At 70.2% G+C, this 16,407-nt stretch carries 10 protein-coding genes; 2 read left to right on the top strand and 8 right to left on the bottom strand.

The window, feature by feature from the left end; all coding sequences use genetic code 11:
* Positions 1-670 precede the first annotated feature (670 nt).
* Together VV867_RS15265 and VV867_RS15270 are read right to left on the bottom strand one after the other, a co-directional pair.
* On the bottom strand, positions 671-3,160 hold the full coding sequence (locus tag VV867_RS15265; RefSeq protein ID WP_328566865.1) for a LuxR C-terminal-related transcriptional regulator: 2,490 nt from the start codon (positions 3,158-3,160) through the stop codon (positions 671-673).
* 248 nt (positions 3,161-3,408) lie between these two features.
* A complete protein-coding gene (locus VV867_RS15270; protein WP_109935726.1) occupies positions 3,409-5,307 on the bottom strand; it encodes a DUF1302 domain-containing protein in 1,899 nt (632 codons plus the stop codon).
* Between the two features lie 249 nt (positions 5,308-5,556).
* On the opposite strand from VV867_RS15270, the gene VV867_RS15275 reads away from it, so the two are divergent.
* Together VV867_RS15275 and VV867_RS15280 are read left to right on the top strand one after the other, a co-directional pair.
* Positions 5,557-6,924, top strand: a complete 1,368-nt coding sequence (locus VV867_RS15275) for a DUF1329 domain-containing protein (protein WP_109934058.1) — start codon at positions 5,557-5,559, stop codon at positions 6,922-6,924.
* 169 nt (positions 6,925-7,093) lie between these two features.
* The gene (locus VV867_RS15280) at positions 7,094-9,745 is read left to right on the top strand and encodes a LuxR C-terminal-related transcriptional regulator (RefSeq protein ID WP_328566866.1); all 2,652 of its coding nucleotides are present in this window, start codon (positions 7,094-7,096) and stop codon (positions 9,743-9,745) included.
* Positions 9,746-9,769: 24 nt separating this feature from the next.
* On the opposite strand, the gene VV867_RS15285 is transcribed toward VV867_RS15280, so the two are convergent.
* From VV867_RS15285 to tssA, 6 genes are read right to left on the bottom strand one after another with little or no spacing between them, the layout of a single operon-like run.
* Positions 9,770-10,933 carry an OmpA family protein gene (locus tag VV867_RS15285; RefSeq protein WP_328566867.1) on the bottom strand — a complete coding sequence of 388 codons (1,164 nt, stop codon included), beginning with the start codon at positions 10,931-10,933 and terminating at the stop codon, positions 9,770-9,772.
* A gap of 54 nt (positions 10,934-10,987) precedes the next feature.
* Positions 10,988-11,431 carry a type VI secretion system baseplate subunit TssE gene (gene tssE / locus VV867_RS15290; RefSeq protein WP_109934061.1) on the bottom strand — a complete coding sequence of 148 codons (444 nt, stop codon included), beginning with the start codon at positions 11,429-11,431 and terminating at the stop codon, positions 10,988-10,990.
* A gap of 2 nt (positions 11,432-11,433) precedes the next feature.
* Complete coding sequence (gene tssJ, locus VV867_RS15295) at positions 11,434-11,979, bottom strand: type VI secretion system lipoprotein TssJ (RefSeq protein ID WP_328566868.1); 546 nt, start codon at positions 11,977-11,979, stop codon at positions 11,434-11,436.
* Positions 11,960-13,054 carry a type VI secretion system baseplate subunit TssG gene (gene tssG / locus VV867_RS15300; RefSeq protein WP_328566869.1) on the bottom strand — a complete coding sequence of 365 codons (1,095 nt, stop codon included), beginning with the start codon at positions 13,052-13,054 and terminating at the stop codon, positions 11,960-11,962. The genes tssJ and tssG overlap by 20 nt, the downstream gene beginning before the upstream one ends.
* Complete coding sequence (gene tssF, locus VV867_RS15305; protein ID WP_328566870.1) at positions 13,018-14,787, bottom strand: type VI secretion system baseplate subunit TssF; 1,770 nt, start codon at positions 14,785-14,787, stop codon at positions 13,018-13,020. Before tssF ends, tssG begins: the two co-directional genes overlap by 37 nt.
* 29 nt (positions 14,788-14,816) lie before the next feature.
* On the bottom strand, positions 14,817-16,403 hold the full coding sequence (gene tssA, locus VV867_RS15310; protein WP_328566871.1) for a type VI secretion system protein TssA: 1,587 nt from the start codon (positions 16,401-16,403) through the stop codon (positions 14,817-14,819).
* Positions 16,404-16,407 lie beyond the last annotated feature (4 nt).

The following is a 16,407-nucleotide window of genomic DNA, read 5'->3' on the forward strand; positions in this document are numbered from 1 at the left end:
CCCCGGCTACGCTGGACACCCCGGCGGCACGAATGGCGGCGGATAACCGCGAACGGTTATGCGCCCTACATTGCCCCACCCACGCCATCCCCTGTAGGAGCGCGCCCTGCGCGCGAATCGCGGGCAGGGCCCGCTCCTACAGTCACCCTGAGGCATGGCGTTCCCGTAGGGCGCATAACGCCTACGGCGTTATCCGCCGTTTTCGTCAGGCCCCGGTGCATCGGCCATCGGCGGATAACCGCGAACGGTTATCCGCCCTACGTTGCCTCACTCACGCCATCCCCTGTAGGAGCGCGCCCTGCGCGCGAATCGCGGGCAGGGCCCGCTCCTACAGTCACCCTGAGGCATGGCGTTCCCGTAGGGCGCATAACGCCTACGGCGTTATCCGCCGTTTTCGTCAGGCCCCGGTGCATCGGCCATCGGCGGATAACCGCGAACGGTTATCCGCCCTACGTTGCCTCACTCACGCCATCCCCTGTAGGAGCGCGCCCTGCGCGCGAATCGCGGGCAGGGCCCGCTCCTACAGTCACCCTGAGGCATGGCGTTCCCGTAGGGCGCATAACGCCTACGGCGTTATCCGCCGTTTTCGTCAGGCCCCGGTGCATCGGCCATCGGCGGATAACCGCGAACGGTTATGCGCCCTGCCCCGGCCAGCGATTTCGCGCAGGGCTCAATGCACCAGGCCCAGGGCCTTCGCCCGGACGATGGCCTGGGTGCGCCGCGACACACCCAGCTTGTTGTTGATGCGCTGGGCGTGGCTTTTCACCGTGTGCAGGGAAATGTGCAGGCGCTCGGCGATCTCCTGGTTGGCCAGGCCTTCGGCGATCATGCCCAGCACCGAGCGCTCGCGCCGGCTCAGTTGGCTGACGTCCAGCGCTTCGCCTTCACCCTCGCCGGCCCTTCCGGCCCAGCGTGCGATCTCGGGGCGGAACGAGTGCCAGTAGGCCTGGGTGCCGGGCCCGCCGAAGCGCCTGGCCTGGGCCAGCGCATCGAACAGGGCCGCCTGCGCCTTGCGTTGCCGGCCGCCGGCCAGGTGCGCCTCGGCCAGGGCGAAGCCCAGCTCGGCAGCCAGCTCCAGTTGCCTCGCCCGTAGCGCCTCTTGCAGCCAGGGTTGCAGCACCTCGGCCAGGTCCTGCCCGGCGGCCACGGCGGCCCGGGCCTGGAGCAGTTCGAACTGCCGGCGCGCATCCACGCCGGGGAATTCCAGGTGCCAGCCCGGCCGCTCCAGGCACAGCGCCAGGTAGGCCTCGGCCAGTTCGGCACAGCGCCTGTGCTGGCCTTCGCGCAGCCACAGGCGGGCACGTAGCAGGTCCAGCTGCGGGCGGTACAGCGGTTCCGCGACGCGCAGCAGCTGCATGCAGCGCAGGGCCTCGGTGAGCCTGGCATAGGCGCTGGCCAGGTCGCCCTGGGCGGCATCGATCTCGGCCAGGCCGGCGTGGGCCCAGGCCACCGCGGGGTCGGCGGCGGCCCCGCAGAATGCCAGGCCTTGCGCATACAGCTCCCGCGCCTCGGCCAGGCGACCCTGGTGCCAAAGGTTGCGGGCGAGCTGCAGCTGCGTGCGGCCCCGCACCCGGCCGCCGAGGGCCGCCAGTTCGCTGTTCGCGCGCCTCAGCACCCCTTCGGCGCGGGCGAACTCGCCGCGCCATTCCAGGCGCCGGGCGTGCTGGAGCACCAGCATGGCCTCCAGGGTTCGGCAATCGCGGTCGCGAACCACCCTGGCCACGGCGTCTTCGAGCTGCCTCACGGCGTCGTCGCGGCCTTCGGCCTGGGCCTGTTCGAGCAGCGCCAGTTGCGTCAGCACCCGCACCGCCCAGGCCTGCCCGGGCAAGCCCTGCAGGGCCTGCTCCAGCGTCGCCGCGGCAGCCACTGCATCGCCTGTACGCAACTGCAATTGGCCGACCAGCGCCTGCCAGTGCCCGAGCCATTCGGCCTGACGCTGCCGGCACGGGCTCGGCAAGAAGGCGGCGAGTTGCCCGGCGCAGGCGCCGGCCTCATCCAGCCGGCCGGCCAGCAGCAGCGACCAGGCCCGCAGCAGGACCACCTGCGGCGTACTGCGCAGCAGCGTTTCCGGCAGGAGTTCACTCCAGCACAGCACCGCCGCCGGCCCTTCGCCGTGCAGCAGGGCCTCGATACCGATGCGCGCCATCAGGCTGGCCGCCATGTCCGGCTGCTCGGCCAGCAATGCGTAGTGCACCGCCTGCGCTTCCTCGCCCAGTTCGACGAAGTACTGGCACGCCTGGCGATACAGGCAAAGCCGGGTCGACGGCGACAGGCTGGCCGCCAGCGTCCCCGCCACGGCGGGATGGACCCGCAGGCGTTCCTCGCCCGGCCCCACGGGCTCAATGAAGGCCCCGGCGTCGAGCAGCGCGGACAGCAGTTGGGCGCCCTCGCCCGCTTCGAACAGGTGGCCGAGCAGGTGTTTGTCGAAATCCGCCAGGCAGGCCAGCTGGCACAGCGCCTGGCGCTGGCGCGCCGGCAGGCCGTCGAGCAGTTCGCAGTGCAGGTAGTTCAGCAACAGGCGCTCGCGGCCGATCGGCGGCTCGCCCAGGCGGGCGGCCAGCAGGTCCAGGGCGGCGCCGGCGCACCAGCCACGGGTGCGCTGCAGCAGCGTGTCGGCCTCCAGCGGCGGGGCCGGCTGCCGTTCCAGCAGCGCCTGCAACTCGGGCTCGCTCAGGGCCAGTTGCCGCGCATCCACTTCGTGCAGGTCGCCGGCCAGCAGCAGGCGTGTCAGGGGCCAGGCCGGGCGGCGCCGGCTGGCGACCCACCAGCCGACCTGCGGCGAGGCGAGCTGCAGCAGCCGGCCCACCAGCCTTTCCACCTCTTCGCCGGCGCCGCACAGGTGGTCGAGCATGATCCACAACGGCCGCTCCTGCTGCGCCAGGCGCGCCTCCAGCGCCTGTTCCGTGGCGTCCTGCAGCCCCAGCATCGAAGCCAGGCGCTGCACCACTTCGCTGGCGCCGATGCGCCGGCCGCGCAGGTCCAGCCAGCACAACCCGGTGTTCGCCGGGGCTGCCTGGGCGCAGGCGCGCAGCAGCAGGCTCTTGCCACTGCCGGCGCAGGCGCAGAGCAGGCGAAGGCGCGGGCTGCCCCGAAGCAGCGGCTCGCTCAGGCGCGGGCGCGACAGGTGGTCCAGCGGCAGGTCGGGCAGGTTGTGCGGCATGATGCGGGGAGACTCCGGGCGCGGCTGGGCGTTTTTCAGCCAATGCTAGGAAGCGCGCCGGACAAGGTTCATCCCCCGGACGGGGGAAAAAGGGCGGCCCGGGGGGCCGCCAAACCACGGAGTTGCTCTGTCGACGGCCGGAGAGGCCGCCCGCCGGGAGCGGCGGGAAGTAAAAGGGGCGGCCCACAAACCGCCCGAAGCGGATGTTGCCGGTGTGGGCGGCGGACCGGGGCCCGCCGCCCTTGCCTTCAGAAGTTCACCCCCAGGCTCAGGGCGACGAAGTCACGGTCGCTGGAGGTGTTGTAGTCGCCACCGAAGAAGTTGGTGTACGACAGGCTGGCCGTGTAGGTGTTCAGGTAGTCGGCGTCCAGGCCGAGGCTGATCGCCTTGCGGCCTTCCTCGAAGTTGCCGCCCGGGCCCGGCGAGAAGCCATCGACGTCGTGGGACCAGGCCAGGCTGGGCTTGAGGTTCACCCCGGCGAACACGTCGTTGTAGTCCCAGATGGCGCGCATCCGGTAGCCCCAGGAGTCGGTGGTGGTGAAGCCGTCGCTGTCGCAGTAGCGGCTGACGTTCTTGCCGTTGGCGCCGACGGTGTTGGCGTTGATGGCCCGGCAGGTGTTGTTGGGCAGTTCGCCGGGGCCGAAGACCGGGTCGCGGCCGTAGCGTACGTCGTGGCTGCTTTCCAGGCCGCCGACGTGGGTCCAGCCCACCTCGCCCACCAGGGTCAGGCGCTCGGCGCCCATGACCTGGTCGAGGAAGTGGGTGAAGGTGGTCTGCAGCTGGGTGATCTCCTTGCGCTCGTAGCCGGCCAGGGAGCTGCCGGGGATGGACGCCGGGTCGCCGCCGGCCAGGGAGAAGTTGGAGAAGGCGGCGAACGCCGGGTTGATCCCGGCCAGGCCGCGCACGCCGCCGTAGAGCAGGTCGGTGGTGTTGATCTGCACCGGGGCGTTGGGCCGGTAGCTGATCTCGCCCTGCCAGGCGGTGCCGGTGGGCAGCGTGGTGGAGAAGCTCAGGCCGTAGAGGTGGATGTCCTCGGGGTATTCCATGAAGTAGCTGCTGCCGCCGGCGACGTTGGCGATGGCCACGCCCTGGCGCGCGGCGGCCGGCACCTGCGGCACCGCGCCGGCGAGCACCTGTGCCGAGCGAACGTAGGTGGCGCGGTCGGCGGCGTTGACGCTGAGGATCGGCAGGCGCGAGTGGTAGTTCATGTAGTAGGCGCCGAATTCGGTGTCCAGCGCATCGGACATCCAGTGCAGGGCCATGCCGTACTGGCCGCCGTCGCGGGCGTCCTTGTCGCCGCTGCGCGGCACTATCACGCCCTCGCGGGTGGTCTGGTAGCCGAAGGCCGGGCCGAACGGCGCCAGGGCCGGGGACAGCACCGCCAGGTTGTTGCTGCAGCCATCGGCCACCACGTCGGCCTGGGAGAAGAAGGTGCCGCAGTTGTCCACCACCGTCTGGTCCCATTCCAGCTGGTAGAAGGCGTCCGCCGACAGGGAATCGGTGATGTTCTGCGAGACATAGAACATGTTCACCGGGATAAGGCCTTCCTTGATCTCGGCGCCGGGCCGGCGGAAGGCGGACACGTCGATGGGGTTGATGGCGTTGATGCCGCCCTGGATGAAGGTGCTCTCGCCCCAGCTCACCACCTGCTTGCCCAGGCGCACGCTGCCCGGCAGGTCGGCGATGCTGTAGTTGTGGTAGACGAAGGCGTCGAGCAGCTCGGCGCCGGAGGACTTGGCGCCTTCCTTGCGGCCGCTGTCGTCGATGTCCTTGAACAGGCGGCTTTCGTCCTTCAGCTCGAAGTCGTACCAGTACTTGCCGCGGACGAAGACGCCGGTGTCGCCGTACTTCAGCTCCAGGTCGTGGATGCCCTTGAAGATCTTCGAGAAGGTCTCGCCGCGCTTGAAGTTCAGGTGCGCATCGTCGGAGGTCTGCGACAGGCCGCGGCCACCGTTGTTGCCGCCGATGAAGTCCTTGTCCGGCTTGCTCGTCGACCAGCTGGCGCCCACCGACAGGCTGGAATCGAACTGCCCCTCGATCTCGCCGATGTTGAAGGTGACGGCCTGGGCGTGCCCGCCGATGCCGACCGCGACCGCCGCGGCCAGCGCCTGCAGCGGGAACCCGGCGCGCTTTCTCGTTGTACTCATGCGGCTCTCCCCATTCTGGGTGTTTTTGTTGGCCGCAGAAGCTAATCAGCCGAGCCGGTGCGTCGAAAGCAACCTAGTAGTGATTCGAAATTCATACCTTTCGCGCAAGGCCGCGCTCCACCGGGGCCCGCCCGGGCCCGCCCCCCATTTGGGGGACATTCTCCGGCGCGGCGGATTGCTAGCTTGGCGTCAGGGCCGAACCTGCCCCCGGCGCGACCGCGCCGCATCCAGCACATCGAGGAAAGTAATATGTCGCCAATAAGATCCTGGCTGCGCGCCGGGGCTTTCTCTCTCACTGCACTCTCCGCTGCCGCCCTCGCTGCCGTGCCGGCCGACGAGGCCGCGCAACTGGGCGGCAAGCTCACCCCCATGGGCGCGGAAAAGGCCGGCAATGCCGATGGCAGCATTCCCGCCTGGACCGGCGGCCTGGCCAGGGACGCCGCGCCGGTGGACGCCAAGGGCTTCCTCAGCGACCCCTTCGCCAGCGAGAAGCCGCTGTTCACCATCACCAAGGACAACTACACCCAGTACCAGGACAAGCTCACCCCCGGCCAGGTGGAGATGTTCAAGCGCTATGGCGGCACCTACGTGATGCCGGTCTACCCGAGCCACCGCAGCGCCGCCCTGCCCGACGCGGTGTACGCCGCCGCCAAGCGCAACGCCACCCACACCAGCCTGGTGACCGGCGGCAACGGCCTGGCCGACTTCGACACCGCCGTGCCCTTCCCCATTCCGAAGAGCGGCCTGGAGGTGATCTGGAACCACATCACCCGCTACCGCGGCGGCAGTTTCAGCCGGCAGATCGTCCAGGCCACCCCGCAGGCCGACGGCACGCCGAGCCTGGTGACCTTCGAGGACCACTTCACCTTCCGCACCAACCTCAAGGACTACAACGCGGACGAGAACAAGAACCTGCTGTTCTGCTTCACCCAGCAGGTGGTGCAGCCGGCGCGCCTGTCGGGCAACGTGCTGCTGGTACGCGAGCCCATCGACCAGGTGGCCGAGCCGCGCCAGGCGTGGATGTACAACGCCGGCCAGCGCCGCGTGCGCCGCGCCCCGCAGGTGGCCTACGACGGCCCCGGCCAGGCCACCGACGGCCTGCGCACCTCGGACAACTACGACCTGTACAACGGCGCGCCCGACCGCTACGACTGGAAGCTGATCGGCAAGAAGGAGATCTACATCCCCTACAACAGCTACCGCCTGGCCTCCACCAAGCTGAAGTACTCGGACATCCTCCAGGCCGGCCACATCAACCAGAACCTGGCGCGCTACGAGCTGCACCGCGTCTGGGAAGTGGAAGCGACGCTCAAGCCCGGCCAGCGCCACATCTACGCCAAGCGCCACTTCTTCATCGACGAGGACAGCTGGCAGGCCGCCGAGATCGACCACTACGACGGCCGCGGCCTGCTGTGGCGCGTCGCCGAGGCCCACGCCATGCAGTTCTACGATCACCAGGTGCCGCTGTACGCCATGGAGACCCTCTACGACCTGCAGTCCGGCCGCTACCTGGCCCTGGGCCTGACCAACGAGGAGAAGCGCTTCTACAACTTCGGCTACCAGGCTTCCAACGCCGACTACCTGCCCGCCGCGCTGCGCAACATGGGCGTGCGCTGACAGCGGAATCCCCCCTCGGACGAAAGGCCACCTGCGGGTGGCCTTTTGCATTGGCGGCGCGGCCAATCGGGACCTGTCGCTGTAACCCGCCGAAAGACTTGGATACCATTTACCCACCATACTGTATCCCTCCGCGGGGCATACGCCGCGCCACGAACCCACGACGACGATGCTCTCTCCGCTGCTTTCCACCAAACTCCTGCCGCCCCGCCGGGCCCGCGGCACCCTGCCCCGGCCCCGCCTGGAACAGCTGGTCGAGCGCATTGCCGAGGCCACCCTGACGGTACTCAAGGCCCCGCCGGGCTTCGGCAAGAGCACCCTGGCCGGCAGCTGGGCCGAGGCGGCGCTGGCCCGTGGCGGCAAGGTGGCCTGGCTGAACCTGGACGAGGCCGACGACAGCGCCGACCGCCTGCTGCTCTACCTCGCCGCGGCCATCCAGCGGGGCTTCGACGGCAGCGCCGACGACAACCTGTTCAAGGAACTCTCGCTGCTGCCGGTGGAGCAGCTGGCGACGCTGCTGGCCAACGACCTGGAGCGCCGCAGCGAGCAGTGCTTCCTGTTCATCGACGACTACCACTGCGTGCCGCCGGCGGTGCTCACCGCGGCCTTCGACAGCCTGGTGCGCTTCGCCCCGGACAACCTGCACCTGGTGTTCTGCGGGCGCGTCGACCTGCCGGCGGCATTGATCGCCCACACCTACGACGACGCCTGCCTGGAAGTGGACGTCGGCCAGTTGCGCTTCGACCTGGACGAAACCCGCGACCTGCTGCTACGCACCGGCACGCCGAACGTGGACGCCACGGAGCTGCTGGAGTTGCACGCCGCCACCGAGGGCTGGATCGCCGCACTACGCGCCAGCCTGCTCACCCTGCGCCAACGCCCCGCGGGCAGCGCGCGCCTGAGCAACAGCATCAGCGGCCTGCTGGACGAGCTGCTGGCGCGCCTGCCCGCCGGACTGGCCGGCTGCCTGCCGCGCCTGGCGGCCGTGGACAAGTTCGACGCGGTGCTGGCCGAGGCCCTGACCGGCGCCGCCGATGGCCGCGCGCTGATCGAGGACATCGACCGCCGCCAGCTGTTCCTCACCACCCTGGACGCCCAGGCGCAGTGGTTCAGTTTCCACCCGCTGTTCCGCGAGCACCTGCGCCGCCGCCTGCCGGCCGACGCGCTGGCGGCCACCCTGGACAAGGCCGCGCGCTGGTTCGCCGGGCAGCAGCTGTGGATGGACGCCGTGCGCTCCGCGCTGGCCTGCGGCGACAACGACAGCGCCCGCGCCTGGATCGCGCATTGCGCCATGGACATGGTCGAGCGCGGCGAATTCGTCACCCTGGTCGACTGGCAGCGCCAGTTGCACGACCGCCTGCTGGAAAGCCCGGCGCAACTGAAGCTGGCCATGGGCTGGGCCAGCGGCCTGGCCATGGGCAGCGGCCGCGCCCGGCAACTGCTCGCGGAGGTGCGCCAGGCGCTGCCCGGCATCGCCGACGAAGCACAGCGGGAGCACCTGGCCTGGGAATGCCGCGCGCTGGAAGCGACGCTACTGGCCCTGGAAGACCAGGCCGAAGACGCCGGCCAACTGGCGAGTGCCTGCTACCCGCACCTGCGCGAGCGCCCGTGGATCAGCAACACCCTGCTCAACCTGCTGTGCTTCAGCCACCTGCGCACCTGCCGCTGGCAGGCGTTCTACGCCCTACCGGCCTCGGTGCGCACACCGCTGGACCCCAACCGCTACCAGTTCAACCAGGTCTACCGCCTCAGCCTGCAGGGCCTGGGCGAAGCCCTGCAGGGCCGCTTCGGCCAGGCCGTGGCGCTGTTCGAGGAAGCCATGCGCGTCACCGCCGAACGGGGCATCACCAGCCGCTCGGTGCTGCGCGCGCTGCCGGCCAGCTTCCTCGGCTGCGTGCGCTACCTGCAGGGCAGCCTGGCCGAGGCCGAGCGGCTGATCATGGAAAGCGTCGAGACCATCATGATCTGCGGCTTCCTCGACTGCGCCGGGGTGCTGTTCATCACCGCCAGCCGCCTCAGCAGCAGCCACGCCAGCCCCCAGGGCGCGCGCTATTTCCTGGAGGAAGGCGACCGCCTGGCGCAGGCCCGCACCTGGCCGCGGCTGCAGGCGCAACTGCTGCTGGAGCGGACCCGCGTCAGCCTGCTGGAACAGAAATCCCACGAGGCGAACGCCTGCCTGGGCCAGCTCGACGCCCTGCGCCTCGCCCATGGCGGCGAAAGCGCCGAGCTTTCCGAATACGCCTGCCTCGCCAGCCTGGCGGAGCTATGGTGCGAAGCCGCCGGCATGGGGCGCCAGGCCGACCTGGAGGGCGCCGAGCGGCTCTGCCGCCTGGCCCACCGGCACAACCTGCGCCTGATGCAGCTGCGCCTGGCCGGCAGCCTGGCCATGGTCCACTGGCGGCGCCGGGCCGGCGAGCAGGCCCTGGCCAGCCTGCTGGAAGTCGCCGAACTGCTGGAGCACTGCGACGCGCCGCAACTGCTGCGGGACCTGCCGGCCCAGGACATGCTGCAGCCGCTCATCGCCCACGCCCTGCCCCAGCCCGGCCTCGCCCCGGCGCTGAAGGCCCGCCTGCAGCACCTGCAGCCCAGCACGGCGGACAGCGCCACGCAGCACACCGCGCGGCTGATGATCAGCCTGACCAGCAAGGAGCGGAACGTCCTGGACCTGGTGTCCCAGGGCAAGTCGAACAAGGAGATGGCCAAGCTGCTGGGGGTGACCCCGGAAACCATCAAGAGCCACATGAAGCACATCTTCAGCAAGCTGCAGGTGGACAGCCGGGCGCAGGCGGCGGTGGCGGCCAAGGCCTGCGGGTTGATCTGAGCCCCGTCGCCGACGACGAGTCGGTCAGCGGCCCGTGCCGGCCCCCGCCTCGCCGCTGCAGGCGCCCGGCGCCGGCACCAGGCGCACGTCCACCCGCCGGTTGGCCGAGCGCCCCTGCTCCGAATCATTGCTGGCGATCGGCTGGCTGGCGCCCAACCCCTGCACGACGAAGCACCGTTCCGGAATGTCGCCCATGCGCTGCATCCAGTCGCGCACGGCGGCCGCCCTGGCCTGCGACAGCGCCAAGTTCTGCTGTTCGTTGCCCGAGTTGTCGGAATGCCCGCTCAGCACGATCAGCCAGTCGGGCTGTGCCTTGATGTGCATCAGGCCGTCGATCAGGACCTTGGTCGACTCGGGCTTCAGCTCCGCGCTGCCGGGCGCGAAGAGCAGCAGGCTGTCCAGGTAGACGGGGTCGGCAACCCGGGCCTGCTCGTCCCGGTCCTGCCTGGCCGCGTGCCACACCCAGAAGCTGCCCAGCGAAAGCCCGGCCAGCAGGATGAGCAGCAGCACCAGCCACAGCAGGCGTGGGCCACGGCGGCGCTCCTGCGACTGGGATGCTGGCGGCGGGTTGTCGAGCTTCAGGACCAGGACGCTGGGCGAAGCCGCCGGCCGCGGCGGCGTTGCAGGCATACTGGCCGGTAACGCCGCCGGCAGGCTGAAAGGCGCCGCTTCGGCGGGCGCCGCCTCGCGCTCCAGGCGCCTGGCCAGGCTGGCCAGTTGCGCCTGCAGGGCCTCCAGCGACAGCAAGGGCACCTGCGCGTGCCGGCCCAGCAGTTCGCCCAGCCCCGCCAGGCCGCTGCCGACGCGCTCCAGCAGCGGCAGGTCGGAACCCAGCAGTTCCAGGCGCCGCACCAGCGGCTGCAACTGGGCGAACAGCCAGGTCAGTATCTGGATACGGGCCGACAAGGCGGCCGGCCACAGTTGCGGCCAGCTCTGCGACAGCAGCGCGGTCACCAGCGCCAGCCCCTGCTCCATGCCCGGCAAGCCGTGGACATGGCTGCGCGCCAGGGCCAGGGCCGCGGCCGATTGCAGGTCGGCGCCGTTTTCCTGGAACAGCTCCAGGCATTGGTACTCGACCCATTGCCAGTTCACGTCCGGGCAGGCCGGGTGGCTCAGCTTGGCCAGCTCCTCGCCCAGCGCGATGTACGGGGCCTGCTTGCTCGGGTCCGCGCCCGGGCGGAGTTGCATTTCAGACAGTACCGACATTGGGCATCCCTTCGGCCTTGGCCATCCAGTCCGTGATCATGGGTACGCGCGCAGTTGCTGCGCCTGCTTCAGGTGCCGTAGCAGCACCTTGCCCTCAGGCGCCAGGGTGGTGCCGAAGGTTGCGTGGGCGCCGCTGCGGAGCGTCACCTCCAGCGCGTATTCGAGGTGCCCGGGGCGGGTCTGCGGCAGCAGCTCGACGCGGATGGCGGCCAGGCGCGGCTCGTGGCGCAGCAGCGTTGCGCGCAGGGTCTCGATCAGGCCATGGGCGCTGCCGGGCAGGCCCTGGAGGATCTGGCTCATGTCCGGCAGGCCGTAGTCCGGCAGATGGCTCAGGCTCCCGGCCCGGCAGTTGAGGATGCGCTGCAGGTTGTCGAGCACCGACAGCACCACCTGGTCTTCCTCGCGCACCCGGTGCAGGTCCAGCTCGCCGCTGAAGTTCTGCAGCAGCAGCTCGTAGAGCGACGGGTTGACCTCGCTCATCGCTATGCGTCCTTTTCCGCCAGGGGCAGCAGGTTCAGCGTGCTGTCCGAAAGCTCGATGACCCGCGCCCGGTCGGGGTCCAGTTCATCGCGGCCCAGCACCAGGCGCCAGCGGGCATCGTCGGCGCCGGGGGCGCGGAACAGGCCGACCACCGCGACGAACTTCGCCTCGGCGGCCAGGGGCATGCTCAGCTGCGCGCCTTCGCCGGGCTTGACCACCACCTGCCGCTCTTCCAGCAGGTCGTTCGCCAGCACCTCGGCCCCCTCGCCCAGCAGCGCCTGGTAGCCGGCCTTGTCGAACGCCTCACGGCTGCGCAACTGGTACACGCGGACCAGGGTCGACACCGACAGCCCGGACATGTCGCGGACATCGGTGTTGAGCGCCGCGCGCCCGCTGAAGTCCAGGCGCAGCACCTTGACCTGCTTGTAGAAAATCCCCTGCGCCAGGGAGCTGCCTCCCTCCGCCACGCGCTGAGCCACGCCACAGCCGCCCAGCGCGAGGCCCAGCGCCGCCATGGCCAGCAGCGTCCTAAAAACGGTAAGCGACATTCCGTACCTCCCTGGTTTTCGGGTTCTCGGCCAGGCCCTGGTAACGCCCGAGGTTGACCGTCATGCATGGTTGCCCGGCGTCTTCGGGCCCGGCATCGAGCCCCAGCACGCCGGTAAGCCCCAGCAGCACCGGGGCGGCGCCCAGCACCGGCCTGGGCAGGCATTTCAGCGGCAGGGTGAGCTGCAGCTTCGCGTTGCAGCGCCAGCCCAGGTACACCCGCAGCAGCACCAGCAGGTCGCTGTGCAACTGGCCCCCCGGCAACCAGCCCTGCACTTCGGCGGGGTCCTCGGTGGCCAGTTCCAGGCGCACCTGGCTGTTGGCATCGGCACCCATGGCGCCCAGCGGCGTGCCCTGGGACAGGCTCACAGGCGCCTCCGGCGATAGGCTGGCAGGCCGCGCCAGCGGCACCTTGCGCGGCCAGTGGGGCGTCACCCGCACCCGGGTGTTGGGCGCCAGCAGCTTCACCAGGGCGCCGATGCCCTCGGCGTTGCGGGTGGGCAGGCGCATCACGCTGAGCAGGGCCAGGAAGCGCGAGACCGGCGTCGCGACGTGCTCCGCCGTGCCCGGGATGCCCAGGCCGATCAGGCCCAGCAGGCACTGCGAGGTGCCATCCGTGCCGCCGGCCTCGAAGGTGGCCGGGTAGGAGTATTTGCGCCAGATGCGGTAGAACTGGGTGAATATCCGGTGGTTGAAGATGTCGAGGAAGGCCTTCAGCGCCTCGTGCCCTTCGCGGCGCTGGGCGATGTCGTCCAAGTAGGCGGTGGGCAGCGGCGAGTCGACGCCGTACAGGCCGAGCAGCCGCGTGCGCACCGTGGCCGGGCGCTCGGGATGTTCCTCGTCGAACTCGATGGCCTTCAGCTCGCCGGCGGGAAAACCCATGCCCGGGTCCGGGCGGAAGCGCACGGCATCGTCGCCGGGCCGGCTCGTCGTGCCCAGGGGCGGGTTGCCCGGGGCGGCGGCCTCGACCAGTTGGCAGAAGCGGTACAGGTTCGCCTCGCAAACCCGCCCCTCCAGCGCCTGCAGCAGGCCGCTGGCCTTCAGCCGGGAATACGCTGATTGTGGTTCTCTTTCCATCGCAGGCACTTACCGGTGGGTTGCAGGACCAGGGTGAGCTGGTTGAACAGGTGGATGTCGGCATACAGGGCGAAGAAGCGGTTGAGCATCTCGCCGAACAGGCTGATGTCGCCCTCGCCGCAGAAGCCATTGGCGTCCAGCGTCACCTCGATGTCCACGCCGCGCAGCAGGAAGCCCTTTTCGAAGCGCTGGATCAGGTGGTGGCGGACCTCGACGATGGCCGCCAGGCGCCGGCGGTTCAGCTCGCTGTGGCTCCAGTCGTAGAGCGCCAGGGTGCCGCGCAGCACCTCGGCGTTGTCCAGCATCGGCAGGAAGTTCGAGCCCAGGTGGCTGAGCACGCGCCAGTGGAAGCGGTCCTGGTTCGGCGGGTAGCACGGCAGGCTCGGCGCGCACAGGTTGCGCACCCTCAGGCCGGCCAGCGGCGCCTTCGCCAGGGTGTCCAGCAGGGTGCTCTGCAAGGCCTTGCGCGGCAGTTGGCCATTGGTCCCGGTGAGGCGCAGGGACAGGCTTTCGCCCTCCTCCAGGCGGTCGATGTCGAAGCCCTCGCCGCCGAGGATCAGCCAGGTGTCGTGCATGCCGTTCGCCCCGCGCCTCATGCGGGTGTGGAAATAGCGTTCGGGCGCTTCGTCGCGCAGCATGCCGCCCTTGTGGCGGAAGCTGCTGAAGGGCACGTAGTCGCGCTGCGCCGAGTGCCTGGAGGAAGACACGCTGTCCACCGAGTAGATCTCGGTGTGCCCGTCCTGCAGCCGCATCGGCCGCAGCAGGTAGTCGGTCTGCAGCGGCGACAGCGTCAGGGGGTCGGCCTCCAGCGCGAACAGGTTGATCACCGGCACCGCGTGCAGGCGCACGTGCTCGGCGCCCAGCGCGAACTCGTGGGCCCATTGCTCGCCCAGCACCACGTCCAGCTCGAAGCCCGGCAGGCCGGGGGGAAGCGGCACCTGCTCCAGGCCACAGAGGCTGACGAACATGAACTTCTCGCGGAAGGTGAAGTACTCCAGCAGCAGCTGGTAACCGCTGAAGGCGCCCTCCCCCTTGGGCCACAAGCGATCGTCGTCGCCAAAGCCCTTGGGCGCGAAATGGCCGTCCAGCTTCAGCCGGTCGGGCTGGCCCGGCAGCCGCAGGTAAAGCGCCTGGGCCTTCAGTGTCAGGGCATGGTGCAGCGCGCAGGCCAGCGGTGCGTCGGCGTTGAGGTACAGCGGCAGGCGCCCCAGGCCGATCTGCGACCAGTCCGCCAGGGGGCTGCAGGCGAAGCGCAGGTGCAGCACCGAGCGCCCATCCGGCTCGCTGCCCACCCGCACCGAGTCGATGGCCATCGGGTACAGCATGGCGTCCGCGGTGGTGCTGTAGCGGCAGCGCGTGCGCCGTGGCCCCACCGGCTGCGACAGCACCTCGGTGCCCTTGGGCAGCGTTTCGCAGCGCTTCATCTCCCGGTAGTCCGGCGTCAGCTCGACCACCGACAGCGACGGGATGGTGCGCAGGTAGTGCGGCCACAACAGGCTCACCAGCCCCTCGGTCAGCTCCGGCAGGTCGTCGTCGAGCTTCTCGCGCAGGCGCCCCATGAGGAATGCGAAGCCCTCGAACAGCCGCTCCACGTAGGGGTCGCGGGCCCCGGCCTTGTCCAGGTTGAGCTGCGCCGCGCGGTCCGGGAACGCCTCGGCGAACTCCTTGCCCGCCTCGCGCAGGTAGCGCATTTCGGCATCGAAATAACGCAGCGTCAGATTGTCCATGCTCACGAAAGAATGTCCTGAAAGTAGTGAGGGGCTCAGCCGCAAAGCACCGCGGCGCGTACCGGGTCGATGGCCACCAGCGCCGCCAGCAGGGCCTCCATGCGGCGGCCCAGCGCGGCCTTGTCGACGTCGTTGCGCTGGAGCTTCTGGCGCAGCAGCTTGAGCAGGCGCGCCTTGACCTCGAAGCCCAGTTCAGGCTCCCAGGCGCCCAGGCCCTGTTGCTGGGCGACGCCGTCGAGCTCGCCCAGCAGGTGGATCGCCAGGTCGCTCTTGCCGTACTGCTCCGCCACCCGCGCCATCAACAGCCTCAGCAGCCAGCGCTGGCGGCCGCTGCTCGCATCCGGGCGCGCAGCCAGCCAGGCCAGCGCCGCCTCGACGCCATCGCTGTCGGCCTGGGCCAGCGCCTCGCCCTCCAGGGCCAGGATGTCGTCCGCCACGGCCGGCACGGCGACGGCCGTGGACGGCCACTGCAGCGGGCGGTTGCCGCTCACGTGCTGGCTGATCCATTCGCGCGTGGTTTCGTCGGCGAACGGCGTGCCGTCGCTCCAGCGCAACTGCTCGAGGCCCGGCAGGCGCTCGAGGAACATGCCCAGGTCGCGCTTGACGATGTCCGCCCAGCCCTCGTAGGGCACGCCCAGCCTGGCCAGGCTCTGGCAGAGGAACCACTGCAGGTCCAGCCAGAAGTGGTTCACCCCCTCGGCGTACATGCGTTCGGCCTGGTCCAGCAACTCGCTCCAGCTCTGCTGCAGGTACAGGCGCTTGAGCTGGGCGCGGTATTCCGTGCGCGGCGGGGCCAGGCGGGTGTTGCCATTGGCCTCCTGCGGCGGCGACTGGTGCACGGTGTCCCAGCGCAGGCTGGTCAGCAGGCGGTGGGCCGCCAGCCAGCCCTGGGGCTGGTCGCGCAGGTAGCCGGCCAGGGCCTTGCCGGTGTCCAGCAGGTCACGGCCGGACTTGACGGCCGACATCGGCGGCAGCGCGGCGTGCGGCGTGGGCTCGGCGTGGGCGGCGCTGTTCTGCGGCACCAGCGCGTTCACCCCGCCGGATTGCGTCAGGCGCGCGGCCAGGGCCCCATAGAGCGCGCCCAGGCCCGGCCGCTCGGCTTCCGGCCAGGCGGCGACGCTGCGTTCGAGCCAGGCCAGCGCCGCGACCGTGCGCTGCGCCTCGGCCTTCACCACCTCGGGGAACAGCGACAGGCTGTCCAGCACCTTGCCGCTGGCCAGCCACTCCAGGGCCATGCGCCGGCTCTTCGGGCGGCCCGGCAGCACCTGCCCGGCGAAGCGTTCGAGCAGCGCCGCCAGCAGCTCCAGGCCATCGGCCAGGCCCGCCTCGCCGTCGCGCTGGGTCCGCGCCCAGAGGTAATAGGTGGCGATCCGCAGGTCCTTGCAGCGCTGCTTGAGCAGTTGCTCCGCCAGCCGCGCCACCCGCTCCACATCCGCGCCGGAGAGCTTGTCGATCTCCTCGCGCAGGCATTGGAAGTCATCGTCGTAGCCGGGGTCTTCCCCCACCGGCGTCGCCGCGTCGATGGGCGCCAGCCAGGGTTCCCAGCGCTGCGCCTGGGCCTTCGCCAGGGCCACGGCGTCCTGGCCTTCCAGGCAGGTCGAAATCAGTCCTTGCAAACTCATCGGC

It is taken from the genome of Pseudomonas sp. JH-2 (genome assembly GCF_036231725.1).
In the GTDB taxonomy this organism is placed as follows: Bacteria; Pseudomonadota; Gammaproteobacteria; order Pseudomonadales; family Pseudomonadaceae; genus Pseudomonas; species Pseudomonas delhiensis.